This window comes from Salinivibrio sp. IB282, from assembly GCF_001995685.1.
In the GTDB taxonomy this organism is placed as follows: Bacteria; Pseudomonadota; Gammaproteobacteria; order Enterobacterales; family Vibrionaceae; genus Salinivibrio; species Salinivibrio kushneri.
Map to the genome: position 1 here is coordinate 19436 of NZ_MUET01000014.1, position 18703 is coordinate 38138.

Consider the following 18703-nt stretch of genomic DNA (forward strand, 5'->3'; position numbering starts at 1 on the left):
GATAAGGATCCCGCTCGATGTTTTCGATAACGCCACCCATAGGTGTCACGCCTAGCTTAGACTTGGGGAATTTGCCTGACGAGCAAACCGCGTTAGCTATTCGGGATCTCAACCTTTACTACGGGTCGACCCAAGCGTTGTTTGATATCAGTATGCGTATTCCCAAAGGGAAAGTCACTGCGTTTATCGGACCGTCTGGGTGCGGTAAATCAACATTGCTACGTTGTATTAATCGGATGAATGACTTGGTGGATGGTTGCCGTGTTCGAGGCGGGATCACCCTGCACGGGCAAAATATCTATCATCGCGACATGGATGTGCCAGCATTACGCCGCCAAGTGGGGATGGTGTTCCAGCGTCCTAACCCTTTCCCCAAATCTGTCTATGAAAACGTGATCTTTGGACTGCGTTTACAAGGGATCAATGATCCCAGAACACTCGATGATGCCGTCGAGCGTTCATTGCGTGGCGCGGCATTATGGGATGAGGTGAAAGATCGCCTCAATGACAATGCGTTTGGGTTGTCCAGTGGGCAACAGCAACGGCTGGTGATCGCGCGGGCGATCGCGATTGAACCTGAAGTTTTGCTGCTTGATGAGCCATCGTCAGCGTTGGATCCCATCTCAACCTTGACCATTGAAGAGCTGATTAATGACTTAAAGAATCAATACACAGTGGTGATTGTTACCCATAATATGCAACAAGCGGCGCGGGTCTCGGATCAAACGGCGTTTATTAATATGGGGCGCTTGGTGGAATACGCGGATACCGATACCTTGTTTACCACACCACAAAACAAACAAACCGAAGACTACATCACCGGGCGCTACGGATAAGGAGCAGGCCTTGGATAACCACAATATTAGCCGTCATATTTCTGGTCAGTTTAACGCAGAGCTTGAAGCCATTCGCACCCACGTACTGGCAATGGGCGGCTTGGTTGAGCGTCAGCTAACCGATGCGCTGCGCGCCATGCACAATCAAGATGTGGAGCTCGCGCGCCATGTTATTCGTGAAGATCACAAAGTGAATGGCATGGAAGTGGCGATTGATGAGGCATGTACACGCATCATTGCTAAACGTCAGCCCACCGCGAGCGATCTGCGGCTGGTGATGGCAATCATCAAGACCATCACTGATCTTGAGCGAATTGGTGATGTTGCTGACAGTATCGCTAAAATGGCGCTCGACAACTCGAGCTATTCTCAGCWGCCGTTTTTGGTATCACTCGAAGCCTTGGGTCAGCGCGCCGCTAAAATGCTGCACGATGTGTTAGACGCCTTTGCGCGCATGGATATTGATGCGGCAATGAAAGTCTATCGTAAAGATGACTCGTTGGACCGTGAATACGAGGGGATTTTGCGTCAGCTGATGACCTACATGATGGAAGATCCACGCTCGATTCCCAATGTGCTGAAAGTGATGTGGTCGGCCCGAGCCATTGAGCGAGTGGGCGATCGCTGTCAGAATATTTGTGAATACATCATCTATTTTGTCAAAGGCAAAGACGTTCGCCACATTCAAAAAGAGGAGCTGGAAAAGCTCCTCAAATAATCGCTACTCGTCGTCTATCCAGTCACTGACGGCGTCTGGGACAAAGCTCTGGTCATGCAAAGGCATACGCACGTAACCTTCCTTATTGATTTCTGGGAGGGTGACCGCGGGGTAGTCAATTTCTTGGTAAGGGATTTGTGAGAGTAAGTGGGCGATACAATTGAGCCGAGCGTGTTTTTTGTTATCGGCTTCTACCACCCACCAAGGGCTTTCTTTGGTGTCGGTGTAGGCAAACATGCGGTCTTTGGCTTCACTGTATTGCACCCAACGACTACGAGACTCGAGATCCATGGGGCTGAATTTCCACCGCTTTATTGGGGTGTTAATTCGCTCCGCGAAGCGCTTTTCTTGCTCCTCGTCCGATACCGAGAACCAGTATTTTATTAAGATGATCCCGGAGCGGATCAACATACGCTCTAGCTCGGGACAGGTGCGAAGAAACTCTTCATATTCTTCATCGCTGCAAAAGTTCATGACTCGCTCGACACCGGCGCGGTTATACCAACTGCGGTCAAACAAGACAATTTCACCACCGGCGGGCAGGTGCTCAATGTAACGTTGAAAATACCACTGCGTGCGTTCGCGCTCTGTGGGCTTGTCTAGCGCGACGACTCGACAAACACGCGGATTGAGCTTTTCGGTGATCCGTTTAATCACGCCGCCTTTACCGGCGGCATCGCGCCCTTCAAAAATGACCACCACTTTCAACTGCTCTTGCTTGACCCATTCTTGAAGTTTGACCAACTCAATCTGTAATTCGGTTAGCTTTTTCTCGTAATGTTTTTTGCTGATCTTGTGTGCTTTTTTATCCGACAAGGCCGCTCTCCTTTTACCACAGCGATGGGATCACGGTAGAAAACTCACTTTTCGGATGCAATGGATTCAAGTAGCGAAAGCGTATATCACCTCAAAAGACTAGAGTGGGTCACATTGCCATGTTGTCTGATCACGGCATTACACCGAGGTTTAAAACGATTGGCAATGGCTTTGACCAGACGAACGCTTGCCGGATCGGTGATCGGATAACGGGCATCGTCCCCATCGCCCATCGATGCGCAGGCGTTTGATTGCATGACGCTTACTTGCTCGGTGCGTGCCGACAAGTGGATTTCACGTGCGCCGGTGGTCGTTAAAATCGCTTGTGCATTGTCGGGGGTCACGCCTGCGCCTGGCATGATGGTCAATGAGGTATGGCGTGTGGCGTCTACCCACTGTTTGAGTGCCTCTTTGCCTTGTAAAGCGTTCGCCGCCTGCCCAGAGGTAAGAATCCGTTCAATCGCTGGGCGGGCAAGGATTGCTTCGAGCGCCGCGTGAGGATCTTGGCAATGATCGAATGCGCGGTGGAAGGTCACGCCCATTCCCTGTGCTTGGGCAAGCATGGCGTCTATCGCCGGTAGAGCGAGCTGACCTCTTGGCGTGAGTGCGCCGATCACCACGCCTGCACACCCGGCTTGGCGGGCGTTGGCAATATCCTGCAGCATCACTTCTATTTCTTCACTGGCATAGACGAAGTCGCCTTCTCGCGGCCGGATAATCGCATAAATAGGGATTCGTGCTTTTTGAGCGGCTTGTTGCATATAGCCATCACTCGGGGTTAAGCCACCGAGGCGCAGTGCGCTACACAGTTCAATCCGATCTGCGCCAGCGTGTTCGGCCAGCGATAATGAACGGATACTATCAATACAAACTTCAACCAAGACAGACATACCACCCCTTTGACGAAACGCACCGTGTCAGCATAGCTAAAACTATTGTGACAGGGTGAGGGGAAAACGCCTAGTGTTAGTTGGAAAGGGTTTGTTGGGAGAGAATCAGCCGATACGGTGAGGCGAGCAGATACAAAAAGGGCCCGGTTTGCCGGGCCTCATTATTGTCTCACATTATCCAGTGCGGGGCACTTGACCTTATTACAGGTCGTCAGTGTGCTCAGACAGGTATGCAGCAACACCTTCAGGAGATTCTGCCATACCCGCTTTACCTTCTTCCCACTGTGCAGGGCAAACTTCACCGTTTTTCTCGTGGAAGTTCAGTGCGTCAACCATGCGTAGCATTTCGTCGATGTTACGGCCTAGTGGTAGGTCGTTAACAACTTGGTGACGAACAACGCCTTCCTCGTCGATGAGGAAAGAACCACGGAAGGCAACGCCAGCCTCTGGGTGCTCAACGTCGTATGCTTTACAGATTTCGTGCTTAACGTCAGCAACCAGTGGGTATTTCACTGCGCCGATACCGCCGTCTTCGACAGCCGTTTTACGCCACGCGTTGTGTGAGAACTGAGAGTCGATAGACACACCGATAACCTCAACGCCTTTAGCTTGGAAGTCGCTCAGGCGCTTATCGAATGCGATCAGCTCTGATGGGCACACGAAAGTGAAGTCGAGTGGGTAGAAAAAGACAACCGCTTTTTTGCCTTTGGTGAACTCTTTCAGGTTGAAGTTATCAACGATTTCGCCATTGCCTAGTACGGCAGCGGCAGTAAAATCTGGTGCTTGACGACCTACGAGTACCATATCTCAGCTCCTAGTTTAAATGTTTTCCTGATAATCAGGTTCCTATATAAGCGAGACAAACTATAGCGAACTTGTTAGATTGAAAAAAGTGGAATTAATAGATTGTAATAATCGWAAAATACGATTGTTTAAAATATGACTGTATGAGCAAATATCCTTCTTTAAAGCAGCTACACTATCTGGTTACCCTTTCCGAAACACGGCATTTTGGCGAAGCAGCCAAATTGTGTTTTGTCAGCCAGTCTACGTTGAGCGCGGGGATCCAAAACCTCGAGGATCTGATTGGTGCTCAGCTCATTGAGCGTGACAATAAAACCTTGGTACTCACAGGCATGGGCGAAGAGGTGGTGCGCCGTAGCCGAGAAATTCTAGCACGCAGCCAGGATTTGATGGAGCTAACGCAAGTTAAATCAGACCCTATGCACGGCAAAGTCCGGCTGGGTTGCATCCCCACCATTGCGCCTTTCTTGTTGTGTGATGTGGTTCAGCAGGTCAATCAACACTATCCCAATCTAGATTTGCTATTGCGCGAGGATACGACGGCGAACTTACTCACCGCGCTAAAACACGGCGAAATGGATATCCTCATCCTGGCTTTACCCATGGATATTGGCACCATGACTCGCCGCGTGGTGGGGCGGGATCCATTTAAAATGGTGATGAGCCAAAAGCAAGCTGCGCAGCTTGAGTTACCGATTGATTATGACGCCCTCCCCGATGAGTCTGTCTTCTTGCTTGAACGAGAACACTGCCTCACCGACCACGCGGTGTCTGCCTGTCAAATGACGGCCTCGCAGAAGATTAATCCTTTCATGGCGACTAGCTTACACACCTTGGTGCAAATGGTGGCCAACGGCAATGGTGTGACCTTTATACCGCAAATGGCCATTGATCATGGCTTGATTGATAACCTCGACGTGCATTTAGAAACGCCGCCGGGGGAAGCGGCCTACCGTGATATCGGAGTGGTCTGGCGTCCTTCTTCGAGTCGGATTGATACGTTCAACAAGCTCGCTGATCTGGTCGCAGAGCTACTTTCCCCAATAGCTAAGGAACAAAGAGACCAAAATGAGTGATTTAAACTGGTTTATCTACTTTATCTCAGCATTATCATCTATTTTAACCTTGCCAAAAAGACGCTGAAGCCGTTGGATTATTATCACGAAAAAAGCAGCATCTAGGGGAGCGGCTTTTTGCTTTTTTTCCTAAGAGATTGAAATTATTTTTGTTTTTTACTTTTTCACGAGAAGGTAAAGTGCGCGATCTGTAATTTATTTACGTAACTGATTACAAGATGGTGACAAAATTATGATCCCAGTAGCAGTGTTATATCATTCTGCTGATAGGCATAAAAAAGCACATTCGAGCTTATGCTCTAATTTTTTAAATGGTTGTTTATGTGGAATTTTTTGTCTTTGTCTCACCGTTTCGTTTTGACCTTTGGTTGATTTTTACGCGAATGTAAGCCAACGTAATAACTCAAGCGCTGCACGAGAGCCCAAGAGCGTGTAGTGAAAAGAGTGTTGTGATTGGATTACAAATGATAAGCCAGGGAGGCGATATGACGGAAGCGTGCTCAACCTTACGCGAATCGTTGGTGATTAACGAGACAGTCACCGAAGAGCAGGCAGAAATCTTAACCGAGGATGCATTGTGCTTTTTAGCCAGCCTCGCTGAGCGGTATGCGGCGCGTATCCCTACGCTTTTGGCAGCGCGTGAAGCACGTCAACAACGCATTGATGCGGGAGCGCTGCCTGACTTTCTACCGGAGACGCAATCGATTCGCCAAAGCGACTGGACCATCCGTGGCATTCCCAAGGATTTACAAGATCGGCGGCTAGAAATTACCGGACCGGTAGACCGGAAGATGGTAATCAATGCACTTAACGCCAACGTGAAAGTTTTCATGGCGGATTTTGAAGACTCCTTTTCGCCGGCGTGGCCACAAGTGGTTGAAGGCCAGCGTAACCTCCGCGACGCCGTCAATGGCACCATCAGTTATCAGCACCCAGAAACCGGCAAGCGCTACCAGCTGAATGACAACCCTGCGCGTCTTATCTGCCGTGTGCGTGGCTTGCACCTGACCGAAAAACACGTGATGTGGCAAGGTAAGCCGATTCCCGGGGCTTTGTTCGACTTCGCCCTGTACTTTTTCCATAACTACCGTCGTTTACTCGAGACGGGATCGGGGCCTTATTTCTACCTACCTAAGTTACAGGCTTATCAGGAAGCAGCATGGTGGAGCGAGGTGTTTTCCTTTGCCGAAGACGAGTTTGGTCTGAGCCGCGGCACCATTAAGGCAACTGTGCTGATTGAAACCCTGCCTGCCGTGTTTGAGATGGATGAGATCCTGTATCACCTCCGTGACCATATCGTCGCCCTTAACTGCGGCCGCTGGGATTATATCTTTAGCTATATCAAAACGCTGCGCAATCACCCGGATCGTGTGTTGCCTGATCGCCAAGTGGTGACCATGGATAAGCCTTTCCTTAACGCTTACTCGCGTCTGCTGGTCAAAACCTGCCATAAGCGTGGTGCGTTGGCGATGGGCGGTATGGCGGCCTTTATTCCCAGCAAAGACCCGGCTGAAAATCAGCAGGTACTGGACAAAATTGAAAAGGATAAAACCTTAGAAGCTGATAACGGTCACGATGGCACCTGGATTGCGCATCCAGGCCTGGCAGACACGGCTAAAGCGATTTTTGACCGCGCACTTGGCGATAAGCCAAATCAGCTAGCGGTCACCCGCGAGCAAGACGCTGAGATCACGGCAGCTGATTTGCTAGCGCCTTGCGAGGGTGAACGCACTGAGGCCGGTATGCGACATAATATCCGTGTCGCGGTGCAGTACATTGAAGCGTGGATATCGGGTAACGGCTGTGTGCCTATCTATGGCCTGATGGAAGATGCGGCTACAGCTGAAATCTCACGTGCGTCGATTTGGCAATGGATTAAACATCAGAAACCACTGAGCAATGGCAAGGTGGTGACCAAGGAGCTCTTCACACAGTACCTTGGTGAGGAAATGACGGTGCTGGAAAAAGAGCTGGGGGCAGCGCGCTTTGCGCAAGGCCAATACCAGCAGGCCGCCACCTTGATGGCTGWGCTCACGACCAGTGATGAGCTGGTTAACTTCTTAACCTTGCCAGGTTATGAATACCTGCCGTAATGGGCATGGAAGCACAATAACAAACATGGAATGACAGTAAGGGGCTGGTAAAGCCCTACTAACAAAGAGGAATGGAACATGACTTTGACTCGCCAACAACAAATCGCTGAACTGGAAAAGGATTGGGCGGAAAACCCGCGTTGGAAACAGGTTAAGCGCCCCTATACGGCTGAAGAAGTGGTCAACATGCGTGGCTCGTTTGTGCCGGAGAATACGATCGCCAAGCGTGGTGCTGCCAAGCTATGGGATTTGGTCAACGGCAGCGCGAAAAAAGGCTACGTGAACTGCTTGGGCGCGTTGACAGGCGGTCAAGCGGTACAGCAAGCCAAAGCGGGTATTGAGGCGGTTTATCTATCCGGTTGGCAGGTGGCGGCGGACAATAATACCGCCTCAAGCATGTATCCAGACCAATCACTGTATCCGGTCGACTCTGTTCCCGCTGTCGTTAAGCGCATTAACAATGCCTTTCGCCGCGCCGACCAAATTCAGTGGTCAAAAGGCAGTTCGCCAGAGGAGGGCACGGATTACTTCTTGCCGATTGTAGCCGATGCCGAAGCAGGCTTTGGTGGCGTGCTTAACGCCTACGAGCTGATGCGCAACATGATTGAGGCTGGCGCGGCAGGCGTGCACTTTGAAGACCAGCTCGCGTCAGTGAAAAAATGTGGCCACATGGGCGGAAAAGTATTGGTGCCAACCCAAGAGGCGGTACAAAAATTGGTGGCGGCGCGCTTAGCCGCGGATGTGGCGGGCACCGATACGCTGGTGATTGCGCGTACTGATGCCAACGCCGCGGATCTCTTGACCTCAGATTGCGACCCATATGACAAGGACTTCATCGTTGGTGAGCGCACAGCTGAAGGCTTTTATCGCGTGCGCCCTGGGATTGAGCAAGCCATTTCGCGCGGCCTAGCCTATGCGCCGTATGCCGATTTGATTTGGTGCGAGACCGCGAAACCGGACTTGGAAGAAGCACGACAGTTTGCTGAAGCTATTCATGCTCAGTACCCAGACCAGCTTCTGGCTTATAACTGTTCACCGTCTTTCAATTGGGAGAAAAACCTGGATGCAGAGACGATCGCACGCTTCCAGCAAGAGCTGTCAGACATGGGCTACAAGTACCAGTTCATTACCTTAGCGGGTATTCATAACATGTGGTACAACATGTTCGACTTGGCGCATGCTTATGCGCAAGGTGAGGGCATGCGTCACTATGTTGAAAAGGTTCAGCGCCCCGAGTTCGCTGCCGCTGAGCATGGCTATACCTTTGTCGCACACCAACAAGAGGTGGGCACCGGGTATTTTGATCAAATGACCAATATTATCCAAGGTGGCCAGTCATCGGTGACGGCATTGACGGGCTCGACGGAAGAAGATCAGTTCTAGTCAGGCGATATCCGTTATCAACCTCATAAAAAGGGAGTTTCGCACTCCCTTTTTTAATTTACTCGCCTTCTTCAACCGGTTCACTTTCTTCTTGGATCTCCAGCAGTGTCGACGCGATGGCGACAAAATCACTGTCGGTGATGATCCCAACTAAACGTTGGTGTTTCACTACCGGCAAACAGCCTATTTTACGCTCTAACATGGTTAGCGCTGCCGCTCGTAAGGATGCGCCAGGATCGACCGTGACCAGTTGCCGCTCGATAAAGTGTGATAGGGGGGTATGGATCTGGTGATCGCCATTGGTGGTCTTGCCCAGTGATGAGGCTTGCGCTGATAGCACATCTCTTTGTGTGACCAGTCCTAACAAACGCTCATCATCATCCACAATAGGGAGATGGCGGAAGCGCTCGGCGCGCATTAAACGGTGGGCATCGTCAAGTGTGTGGTCAGGGCTAAGCGTATGTGGATGCCGGGTCATCATATCATCAACAACAAACATGGCACCTCCTTGTCATCAGTACACAGGGTTACTTTTACTGTAGTGCAGTTGTGCTGGGTTAGACGTGATATGCATCAAGATAACGACGTGCATCGAGGCAAACGTGGAGCCCAAGGGTACCAGTGTAAACCATGCCTGAATCAAGCTTACAGCTTGCTTGATCTTCACGGTGGGCTACCTATACTAGCGGCCTGCTTTTTATCTAGGCAAAGGTCATGCAATTATCCGATTTTCACTTTGAACTCCCCGATGAGTTGATTGCGCGCTATCCGCAACCGGATCGCAGCGCGAGCCGCTTGCTCTCGCTCGATGGCACCAGCGGCGAGGTGGTACATCGTCAGTTTAAAGACATCCTCGAGCTGGTTGAGCCGGGTGATCTGATGGTGTTCAACAACACGCGCGTGATCCCGGCGCGCGTGTATGGGCGCAAAGCCTCAGGCGGAAAAATTGAGGTGCTGGTGGAGCGTGTGCTCGACGAGCAGCGCTTCCTTGCTCATGTGCGTGCCTCTAAAGCTCCGAAACCCGGGGCTGAGCTTTTCCTCGGCGATGAGGGACAAGTCGCGGCTCAGATGGTGGCACGCCATGATGCTCTGTTCGAAATCCAGCTAAAAAGCGATAAAGGCGTGGTAGATACGCTTAACGACATCGGCCATATGCCGTTGCCGCCTTACATCGACCGCCCTGATGAGGACAGTGATAAAGAGCGCTATCAGACGGTGTATGGCGAGAAGCCAGGGGCTGTGGCAGCGCCCACCGCGGGGTTACACTTTGACGATGCCGTCATGGCAGCGCTTAAAGAAAAAGGCGTCAATATTGCTTTTGTCACCTTGTACGTGGGAGCCGGAACGTTCCAACCAGTTCGGGTCGACAACATTGAAGAGCACACCATGCATGCTGAGTATGCTGAAGTGCCGCAAGAGGTGGTCGATGCGGTCAATCAAACGCGAGCACAAGGTAAGCGGGTGATTGCGGTGGGAACCACCTCGGTGCGTTCACTGGAAAGTGCCGCGCAAGCGGCCAAGCAAAAAGGTGAGCCACTGTCCCCGTTTTTTAATGATACGCAGATTTTTATCTATCCAGGGTATGAATGGCAGCTAGTGGATGTATTGGTGACCAATTTCCACCTGCCGGAATCCACATTGATTATGTTGGTCAGTGCCTTTGCCGGTTACCAACACACCATGGCGGCTTATCGTGCCGCGGTTGAAGCGCGCTATCGCTTTTTCAGCTATGGCGATGCCATGTTTATTACCCGTCAGCACAACTGACGACAGAATGAGGACACGGGCTCTCATGCCTGTGTGCGCTATGCTTGCGGCAGAGTCAATCTGTTAGCATAAGACACACGCCAGACTGTTTCTCTGGCACTGAGGAGGATTCGTGGAATACGAACTGAAAAAAACCGACGGACGCGCTCGCCGTGGCCGCTTAATTTTTGAACGCGGCACGGTAGAAACCCCGGCTTTTATGCCGGTAGGCACCTATGGCACCGTTAAAGGGATGACGCCTGAAGAAGTGAAAGGGACGGGCGCGGAGATCCTATTAGGGAACACCTTCCATCTATGGCTACGCCCAGGTCAGGAAATTATGCGACTGCACGGGGATTTGCATGACTTTATGCAGTGGCATGGCCCTATTTTGACCGACTCAGGCGGTTTCCAAGTGTTCAGTTTGGGCGATATCCGCAAAATCACCGAAGAAGGGGTGCACTTTCGCAACCCAGTGAACGGTGATCGCATCTTTATGGACGCGGAAAAATCGATGGAAATCCAATATGACTTGGGTTCAGATATCGTGATGATTTTTGATGAGTGTACGCCGTATCCTGCGACACACGCCGAAGCGAAAAAGTCGATGGAAATGTCATTGCGCTGGGCAAAACGTAGCCGCAATCATTTCGACAAACTAGGTAACAAAAATGCCTTGTTTGGGATTGTACAAGGCGGTGTCTACGAGGACTTGCGTGATGTGTCGGTAGAAGGCCTTACCGAGATCGGTTTTGATGGGTATGCCGTCGGCGGACTCGCGGTCGGAGAACCCAAAGAAGACATGCACCGCATCTTGGAGCACACTTGCCCGCAGCTGCCAGAAGATAAGCCTCGCTATCTGATGGGCGTAGGAAAACCTGAAGATTTAGTCGAAGGTGTTCGTCGCGGCGTCGACATGTTTGATTGCGTGATGCCGACACGCAACGCACGTAATGGCCACTTGTTTATTACTGGCGGTGTGATCAAGATCCGTAATGCGAAACATAAAAGTGATACCTCGCCTTTGGATCCTGAGTGTGACTGTTACACTTGCCGCCACTACAGCCGTGCTTACCTCTACCATTTAGACCGCTGTAATGAGATCCTAGGCGCGCGACTCAATACTATCCACAACTTGCGCTACTATCAGCGTGTAATGGAAGGTTTGCGTAACGCGATTGACGAAGGTAGATTAGATGCCTTTGTAGCGGATTTCTACGCGCGTCGTGGCAAGGAAGTGCCGCCGCTCGACTAATTTCGAATTCAACAACTAGAACGAGGACGTGATTGAATGTTTATCTCACAAGCTCACGCAGCCGCTGAAGCCGGACCACAAGGTGGCGGAATGCAGCTTTTTATCATGCTTGGTCTCTTTGCGGTGATTTTTTACTTTATGATCTACCGCCCGCAATCTAAGCGTGTCAAAGAGCACAAAAACCTGATGGCATCTATGAGCAAAGGGGACGAAGTGCTAACTGGGGGTGGTCTAGTGGGTAAGATCACTCAAATCGCTGAAGACAATGACTTTATTGTGATTGCGCTCAACGATAATAACGAAGTAACCATCAAAAAAGACTTCGTGACGGCAGTACTGCCGAAAGGTACTATCCAGTCTCTCTAATTCTCGCAACCATAAAGGATGCATGCTGTGCTAAACCGTTATCCTTTGTGGAAGTACATCATGGTGCTAATAACACTGGTTATTGGCATCGTGTATGCACTTCCCAATTTATACGGTGAAGATCCAGCAGTACAAATTTCCGGGGCGCGTGGCGCCTCGGTAGATATGACTGCGTTGGACTCCATCAAACAGACCCTCGAATCGAACGACCTTTCCTACCAATCCATTGCGCTCGAAGACGGTACCGTCTTAGCCCGCTTTAAAGACACGGAAGCACAAATCGGCGCCCGTGATGCCTTGATGTCGCGTTTCGACAGTGATGATTATGTGGTCGCCTTAAACTTAGCGCCTGCAACGCCATCGTGGCTGGATACGCTGGGGGCCACCCCGATGAAGCTTGGCCTCGACCTACGTGGCGGCGTGCACTTCCTGATGGAAGTGGACATGGATGCAGCATTAGAAAAGCTGATCACCCAACAAGAAGACAGCTTCCGCACCGACTTACGTGAAGCACGTATTCGTTATCGTGGCTTGCGTGTAGAAGATAATACCCGTGTCGTGGTAAATCTGCGTACTGCCGAAGACACCAATAAAGCGCTAGAGCTGCTCTCGAACAACTACCTCGACATGAACTTTTCTGTCGATGAAGATGAAGGGCGATTAGCCGCGGTGTACAAAGAAGAGCGACTCAAAGAGATTCGTAATTACGCGGTGGCGCAAAACATTACCATTCTGCGTAATCGTGTTAATGAGCTGGGTGTGGCCGAGCCTTTGGTTCAACGCCAAGGTGCAAGCCGTATTGTGGTTGAGCTTCCTGGCGTGCAGGATACAGCGCGAGCAAAAGAAATCCTTGGCGCGACCGCGACCTTGGAATTCCGCGAAGTGGATCAAGACGCTGACCTATCTGCCGCCATGGCGGGTCGTGTACCGCCAGGCAGTGAGCTGATGCGTACCCGTGATGGCCGTCCCGCCGTGCTGAAAAAGCGCGTCATTTTGACCGGCTCACACATTACTGACGCCAGCTCGTCACGCGACGAATACAGCCGTCCTCAAGTTAATATCTCGCTCGACAGCGAGGGCGGTGACAAAATGGCCGACTTCAGTAAGCGCAATATTGGTGAGCTGATGGCGACGGTATTCGCCGAATACAAAGACAGCGGCGAGCGTGATGAAGACGGCAAAGTGATCTTGGAAAAACACGAAGAAGTGATTAACCAAGCCACGATCCAGTCCGCTTTGGGACGTAACTTCCGTATTACCGGTATCGACTCTGCCGCTGAAGCTCACAACTTGGCGCTACTGCTGCGTGCGGGGGCCTTGATTGCGCCTATCTCGATTGTTGAAGAGCGCACCATTGGTCCATCAATGGGTCAGCAAAATATCAACATGGGTGTGCAAGCCTGTATCTGGGGCTTGGTGGCGGTGATGATCTTCACCTTGATTTACTATCGTCGCTTTGGTGTTTTTGCCAACTGTGCCTTGCTCGCCAATATCATATTGATCATCGGTATTATGTCTCTGATCCCAGGGGCGACCATGACATTGCCTGGTATTGCCGGTATCGTCTTGACAGTGGGGATGGCGGTCGACGCCAACGTGCTGATTTTTGAACGTATTCGTGAAGAAATTCACGAAGGCCGTAATCCTCAACATGCAATCGACCGTGGCTATTCTAACGCGTTTAGTACCATCGCCGATGCCAATATCACCACGCTGATCACCGCAATCATCTTGTTTGCTGTGGGAACGGGCGCGATAAAAGGCTTCGCGGTGACACTGTCGATCGGTATTTTGACCTCGATGTTTACCGCCATCATTGGTACGCGTGCACTGGTTAACCTGGTGTACGGTGGTAAGCGCGTCAAGAAACTGTCGATTTAAGGGAGTCCAAGCATGTTTCAAATATTTAAACCGGACATGTCGATCAACTTTATGCGTTGGTCTAAATTGGCCTTCGTGTTGTCCATCGCCATGATTGCCGCGTCTGTGGTGACCCTATCCACTAAGTGGTTAAACTGGGGGCTCGACTTTACCGGCGGTACCTTGATTGAAGTGGGCTTTGAACAGCCCGCTGACTTACCGCAGATTCGTGAGTCACTGGCGGCTGACGGTTTCGATGATGCCGTGGTACAAAACTTCGGTAGTGCCACTGATGTGATGGTGCGCCTGCGTCCGCGTGATGACATGGAAGGTGAGAACCTCGGTAACGAGGTGCTCAATGCCATCAAAGCAGGTACGGGTGACCAGGTAGAAATGCGCCGCATCGAGTTTGTCGGCCCGAACGTGGGTGACGAGCTGACCGAAGCGGGTGGGTTGGCGATTATTATCGCGCTGGTCTGTATCCTGATCTACGTGTCGTTCCGTTTCGAGTGGCGTTTGGCGGCTGGCGCGGTGATGGCACTGGCGCACGATGTGATCATTACCTTGGGGATTTTCTCCTTGTTCCAAGTCGAAGTGGACTTGACCATCGTCGCTGCGTTGCTGACGGTGGTGGGGTACTCGTTGAACGATACCATCGTGGTGTTCGACCGTATTCGTGAAAACTTCCGTAAGCTGCGTAAAGGCGAGTCAGATGAAATCATTAATGCGTCTGTCTCTCAGACGCTAAGCCGAACCACCATCACCTCGGGCACCACATTATTTGTGGTGATTGCACTGTTCACCTTGGGTGGAACCATGATCCACGGCTTTGCGATGGCCTTGCTGATTGGTATCACCGTGGGTACCTACTCTTCAATCTATGTGGCGTCCGCACTGGCATTGAAGTTGGGAATTGCACGCGAGCACCTCTTGGTGCCAGAAGTGGAAARAGAAGGGCAAGAATTCGACGCGATGCCTTAATACGCTCGCCCTGCCCGCATGATGGTGGGGCGATGTTGCTATTATCGGCGTGAAGCGCTCAACAGGGTGCGTGTCTCAAAGAGGCAGTCGGTGATTTGAATGCATAAAAAAAGCGACGCTCATCGAGCGTCGCTTTTTATTCCCAGAGGGGATCATTACTTTTTCATCGACTCAGGGGCGTTTTCGCGTACTTTGGCCAGCATGCCTTTTACCACACGTGGCGCGCCGCTGACGAGGTTACCGCTACGCATATAGTCGGTTCCGCCGTTAAAGTCGGTACAAATCGCGCCCGCTTCGCGGGCAATCAATTCACCCGCTGCAATATCCCACGGTTTAAGACCAAGTTCAAAAAAGCCATCAACACGGCCTGCGGCGACATAGCAAAGATCGAGCGCGGCAGAGCCGGTGCGACGGAAGTCAGCACAGTCGACAAACAACGCGCTCACAACCGCCATAAAGCCTTCAGCATGTTGCTTAGCTTTGAATGGGAAGCCCGTTGCTAGGATAGTGCCGTCAAGCTCTTTGGCGCTACCGGTTCGAATACGCTTGTTGTTGAGTTGCGCACCTGCACCACGTTGTGCGGTGAACAGCTCATTACGGATAGGGTCGTAAACGCAGCCGATCTCAGTGCGGCCTTTAATGCGCACCGCGATAGACACGCTGAAATGCGGAAAGTCGTTAACGAAGTTGGTGGTGCCATCCAGTGGGTCGATGATCCATTGATAGTCGCTATCTTTCCCTTCAGCCACGCCTGACTCTTCGCCAACGATGGTGTGGTCTGGATAGGACTTTTTGATGATGTCGATGATGATTTGTTCCGCACCTTTATCGACGTTAGTGACAAAGTCATTGCTGCCTTTTTGTGCGGTTTCGATGTTGTCTCTGTTTTCTGCAGATTTAGCGATAAAATCGCCAGCCTTCCGTGCAGCACGGACGGCGATGTTTAGCATCGGATGCATACGGTTTTCCCAACGGATGTTAAAGAACGAAAGCGGGGCGGAGTATAACAGAGCCAGAGCAAAAGGAAAGTGGGTATTTTTTGACCGCGGCCATGTCCGTGAAGCGACGCGACACGCTCAGCTGAGAAGTATTATCGATTGCACTGTGATAAACTGCGCAGATCTGACAGACACCTGCTCGCCCCACCAAGGGTGCCCAGCGTAAGAGACGAAAACAACATCATGCTAGATCAAATCCGCGTCGTATTGGTGGGAACCTCCCATTCCGGAAATATTGGCTCAGCCGCGAGGGCAATGAAAGTCATGGGGCTTAGCAATATGACCCTCGTCGCGCCTGACTGTGACGTGGATGGCCAAGCCATTGCGTTAGCAGCTGGTGCCAGTGATATCGCCAACAATGCGCGGGTGGTCGAGACCTTAGAAGAGGCAGTGGCAGACTGTGGTCTTGTGGTGGGAACCAGTGCCAGAAGCCGGACACTTGAGTGGCCGATGCTGGATGCGCGCGAATGCGGTAAAAAGGCCGTGGAAGAAGCCAGTACTCACCCGGTGGCGATTGTCTTTGGTCGCGAGCGGACAGGCTTGACCAATGAAGAGCTACAGACCTGCCATTATCATGTGTCGATTCCGTCCAACCCCGATTACAGCTCGCTAAACCTCGCGATGGCGGTACAAACCCTGTGCTATGAAATGCGCGTCGCTTGGTTAGACAGCCAAGCCTATCAAGGTCCCACGCTTGAACAAACCTACCCGTTAAATGAAGAGCTTGCACGGTTTTATCAGCACCTAGAAACCGTACTGACCAAAACCGGATTTATTCGTACTCAGCATCCCGGGATGGTAATGACCAAGTTACGTCGGCTCTTTAACCGCGCGCGACTCGAGAGCCAAGAGTTAAATATTTTACGGGGGGTGCTGTCATCTATCGAAAAAGTGACCCAACAAGCGGCATCGAGCGAGCAAAATACCGATAATCATCGCGCTTAGTGATCCTTTCAACCGAGCATGCGTAACTTAGGGTGAAAACCTGACAAAAATACTCAGGTAAATACTTGACCAAATTACTCAGGTATGTAATTATCTGAGCATCTATTCACCACAGGTAGCGTGTTATGAGATTGACTTCGAAAGGCCGTTATGCGGTTACCGCCATGCTCGATGTGGCGCTTCATGCCGAGCAGGGTCCTGTACCACTGGCGGACATCTCTGAGCGTCAAGGCATTTCCCTGTCTTATCTTGAGCAACTTTTTTCACGGCTCCGCAAGTCGGGCTTAGTCAGCAGTGTACGAGGCCCTGGTGGCGGATACCGTCTTGGCATTGAAGCTAATGATATTGCCGTGGGTGCGGTGATCGCAGCTGTTGACGAATCTGTCGATGCGACCAAGTGCCAAGGTAAAGCGGATTGCCAAGGCGGCACCCGTTGTTTAACACATACTCTGTGGCACGACTTAAGTGCCCGAATTAGCGGATTTTTAAACGACATCACGCTCGGTGAGCTGATGCATGATAATGAAGTGAAGCAAGTAGCAGATCGTCAGGACGCTAAACTGGATGCCTCATTGGCGCCCAGAAATACATTTAGCTCGAAGGTCAAACAAAATAGCGCCACCATAGGCGTGAACGTTCGCTCCTGATGACCAATGTCGGTGTAATTGGAGAAAAAAATGAAATTGCCCATTTATTTTGATTATTCAGCCACGTGTCCGGTCGATCCGCGCGTTGCTGAGAAAATGAGTCAGTACCTGACTATGGACGGGTTTTTTGGTAACCCGGCCTCTCGCTCACACCGCTTTGGCTGGCAAGCAGAAGAAGCGGTTGATACAGCACGTGAGAACATTGCCAACTACTGCAATGCTGACCCGCGTGAGATCGTGTTTACCTCTGGGGCGACTGAGTCAGACAACTTGGCCATCAAAGGTATTGCTAATTTCTACTCCAAGAAAGGCAAGCACATTATTACCTGCAAGACCGAGCATAAAGCCGTGCTTGACCCTTGCCGTCAATTGGAGCGTGAAGGCTTTGAGGTGACTTATCTTGAGCCGGAAGAAAATGGCTTGGTTGATCTGAAGAAGCTCGACGCAGCCATGCGTGACGACACGATTTTGGTGTCAATCATGCACGTGAACAACGAAATTGGCGTGATTCAAGATATCTCTGCGATTGGCGAACTTTGCCGCGAACGCAAGATTATGTTCCACGTCGATGCGGCACAGTCAGTGGGTAAAGTGCCATTGGACGTCAAAGAGATGAAAATCGATTTGATCTCGTTCAGCGCACACAAAGCGTATGGCCCGAAAGGCATTGGTGCTTTGTACGTTCGCCGTAAGCCACGCGTGCGCATTGAAGCGCAAATGCATGGTGGTGGTCACGAGCGTGGCATGCGTTCAGGCACATTGCCAACCCACCAAATCGTGGGCATGGGCGAAGCATTCCGTATCGCCAAAGAAGAGCGCGAAAAAGACTTTGAGCATGCACTGGCGCTGCGCAACCGCTTTTACGAAGGCGTGAAAGATTTAGAAGAAGTTTACGTCAATGGTGATTTGGAGCAGCGTGTTCCACATAACCTAAATGTGAGCTTTGCATTTGTTGAAGGCGAGTCTTTGCTGATGGCACTGAAAGATCTGGCGGTATCGTCAGGGTCTGCGTGTACCTCAGCAAGCCTAGAACCTTCCTATGTGCTTCGTGCGCTTGGACGCGACGATGAGCTAGCACATAGCTCGCTGCGCTTCTCATTTGGTCGCTTTACGACCGAAGAAGAAGTGGATTATGCGATTGAGAAAGTGCGTGAAGCAGTCAACAAGCTGCGTGAAATGTCACCACTTTGGGACATGTACAAAGACGGTATCGATTTAAGTACCGTTGAATGGGCGCACCACTAACTCGAATAACGCGCCAGCTGGCAACAGTGAGCAATCATATTGAG

18 protein-coding genes are annotated in these 18703 nt (G+C 51.1%); 13 read left to right on the forward strand and 5 right to left on the reverse strand.

Annotated elements, in window-relative coordinates; all coding sequences use genetic code 11:
* The first annotated feature begins 17 nt into the window (after positions 1-17).
* On the forward strand, positions 18-836 hold the full coding sequence (pstB, locus tag BZG14_RS04725) for a phosphate ABC transporter ATP-binding protein PstB (protein ID WP_077608120.1): 819 nt from the start codon (positions 18-20) through the stop codon (positions 834-836).
* Positions 837-846: 10 nt separating this feature from the next.
* Entirely contained in the window at positions 847-1554 is a 708-nt protein-coding gene (phoU, locus tag BZG14_RS04730; RefSeq protein WP_077608121.1) for a phosphate signaling complex protein PhoU, read from the forward strand.
* A 3-nt stretch (positions 1555-1557) separates the two neighbouring features.
* Here phoU and ppk2 read toward each other — a convergent pair whose 3' ends face one another.
* The 3 genes from ppk2 to BZG14_RS04745 all read right to left on the reverse strand — a co-directional run bounded on the left by ppk2 (position 1558) and on the right by BZG14_RS04745 (position 4064).
* Positions 1558-2370: a polyphosphate kinase 2 gene (gene ppk2, locus BZG14_RS04735; protein ID WP_077608122.1), complete on the reverse strand. Its 813-nt coding sequence runs from the start codon at positions 2368-2370 to the stop codon at positions 1558-1560.
* A gap of 86 nt (positions 2371-2456) precedes the next feature.
* Positions 2457-3260: a copper homeostasis protein CutC gene (locus tag BZG14_RS04740; RefSeq protein WP_077608123.1), complete on the reverse strand. Its 804-nt coding sequence runs from the start codon at positions 3258-3260 to the stop codon at positions 2457-2459.
* Positions 3261-3461: 201 nt separating this feature from the next.
* Positions 3462-4064, reverse strand: coding sequence for a peroxiredoxin C (locus BZG14_RS04745; protein WP_069363267.1), 603 nt, complete (start codon positions 4062-4064; stop codon positions 3462-3464).
* 143 nt (positions 4065-4207) lie between these two features.
* Here BZG14_RS04745 and BZG14_RS04750 point away from each other — a divergent pair, with 143 nt between their 5' ends.
* The 3 genes from BZG14_RS04750 to aceA all read left to right on the forward strand — a co-directional run bounded on the left by BZG14_RS04750 (position 4208) and on the right by aceA (position 8616).
* Positions 4208-5140: a hydrogen peroxide-inducible genes activator gene (locus tag BZG14_RS04750; protein WP_077608124.1), complete on the forward strand. Its 933-nt coding sequence runs from the start codon at positions 4208-4210 to the stop codon at positions 5138-5140.
* 485 nt (positions 5141-5625) lie between these two features.
* Positions 5626-7233: a malate synthase A gene (gene aceB, locus BZG14_RS04755; RefSeq protein WP_077608125.1), complete on the forward strand. Its 1608-nt coding sequence runs from the start codon at positions 5626-5628 to the stop codon at positions 7231-7233.
* Between the two features lie 78 nt (positions 7234-7311).
* Positions 7312-8616, forward strand: coding sequence for an isocitrate lyase (aceA, locus tag BZG14_RS04760; protein ID WP_069363264.1), 1305 nt, complete (start codon positions 7312-7314; stop codon positions 8614-8616).
* A 58-nt stretch (positions 8617-8674) separates the two neighbouring features.
* Here aceA and BZG14_RS04765 read toward each other — a convergent pair whose 3' ends face one another.
* The gene (locus BZG14_RS04765) at positions 8675-9115 is read right to left on the reverse strand and encodes a CBS domain-containing protein (protein ID WP_077484548.1); all 441 of its coding nucleotides are present in this window, start codon (positions 9113-9115) and stop codon (positions 8675-8677) included.
* A gap of 215 nt (positions 9116-9330) precedes the next feature.
* On the opposite strand from BZG14_RS04765, the gene queA reads away from it, so the two are divergent.
* The 5 genes from queA (at position 9331) to secF (ending at position 14824) form a co-directional block, all read left to right on the forward strand.
* Positions 9331-10383 (forward strand): tRNA preQ1(34) S-adenosylmethionine ribosyltransferase-isomerase QueA, encoded by a 1053-nt coding sequence (gene queA / locus BZG14_RS04770; protein ID WP_077608126.1) that lies wholly within the window; start codon positions 9331-9333, stop codon positions 10381-10383.
* A 112-nt stretch (positions 10384-10495) separates the two neighbouring features.
* The gene (tgt, locus tag BZG14_RS04775) at positions 10496-11617 is read left to right on the forward strand and encodes a tRNA guanosine(34) transglycosylase Tgt (protein WP_069363261.1); all 1122 of its coding nucleotides are present in this window, start codon (positions 10496-10498) and stop codon (positions 11615-11617) included.
* A gap of 36 nt (positions 11618-11653) precedes the next feature.
* On the forward strand, positions 11654-11983 hold the full coding sequence (gene yajC / locus BZG14_RS04780; RefSeq protein ID WP_021022912.1) for a preprotein translocase subunit YajC: 330 nt from the start codon (positions 11654-11656) through the stop codon (positions 11981-11983).
* 27 nt (positions 11984-12010) lie between these two features.
* Positions 12011-13864, forward strand: coding sequence for a protein translocase subunit SecD (gene secD / locus BZG14_RS04785; RefSeq protein WP_077484554.1), 1854 nt, complete (start codon positions 12011-12013; stop codon positions 13862-13864).
* Positions 13865-13876: 12 nt separating this feature from the next.
* Entirely contained in the window at positions 13877-14824 is a 948-nt protein-coding gene (gene secF, locus BZG14_RS04790; protein ID WP_077608127.1) for a protein translocase subunit SecF, read from the forward strand.
* Positions 14825-14979: 155 nt separating this feature from the next.
* Here the strand turns inward: secF and suhB are convergent, their stop codons facing one another.
* Complete coding sequence (gene suhB / locus BZG14_RS04795; RefSeq protein WP_077608128.1) at positions 14980-15783, reverse strand: inositol-1-monophosphatase; 804 nt, start codon at positions 15781-15783, stop codon at positions 14980-14982.
* Between the two features lie 222 nt (positions 15784-16005).
* On the opposite strand from suhB, the gene trmJ reads away from it, so the two are divergent.
* The 3 genes from trmJ (at position 16006) to BZG14_RS04810 (ending at position 18659) form a co-directional block, all read left to right on the forward strand.
* Complete coding sequence (trmJ, locus tag BZG14_RS04800; protein WP_077484558.1) at positions 16006-16767, forward strand: tRNA (cytosine(32)/uridine(32)-2'-O)-methyltransferase TrmJ; 762 nt, start codon at positions 16006-16008, stop codon at positions 16765-16767.
* Positions 16768-16892: 125 nt separating this feature from the next.
* On the forward strand, positions 16893-17414 hold the full coding sequence (gene iscR / locus BZG14_RS04805; RefSeq protein ID WP_077484560.1) for a Fe-S cluster assembly transcriptional regulator IscR: 522 nt from the start codon (positions 16893-16895) through the stop codon (positions 17412-17414).
* Between the two features lie 30 nt (positions 17415-17444).
* Positions 17445-18659, forward strand: coding sequence for an IscS subfamily cysteine desulfurase (locus tag BZG14_RS04810; RefSeq protein WP_069363255.1), 1215 nt, complete (start codon positions 17445-17447; stop codon positions 18657-18659).
* The last annotated feature ends 44 nt before the right edge of the window (positions 18660-18703 follow it).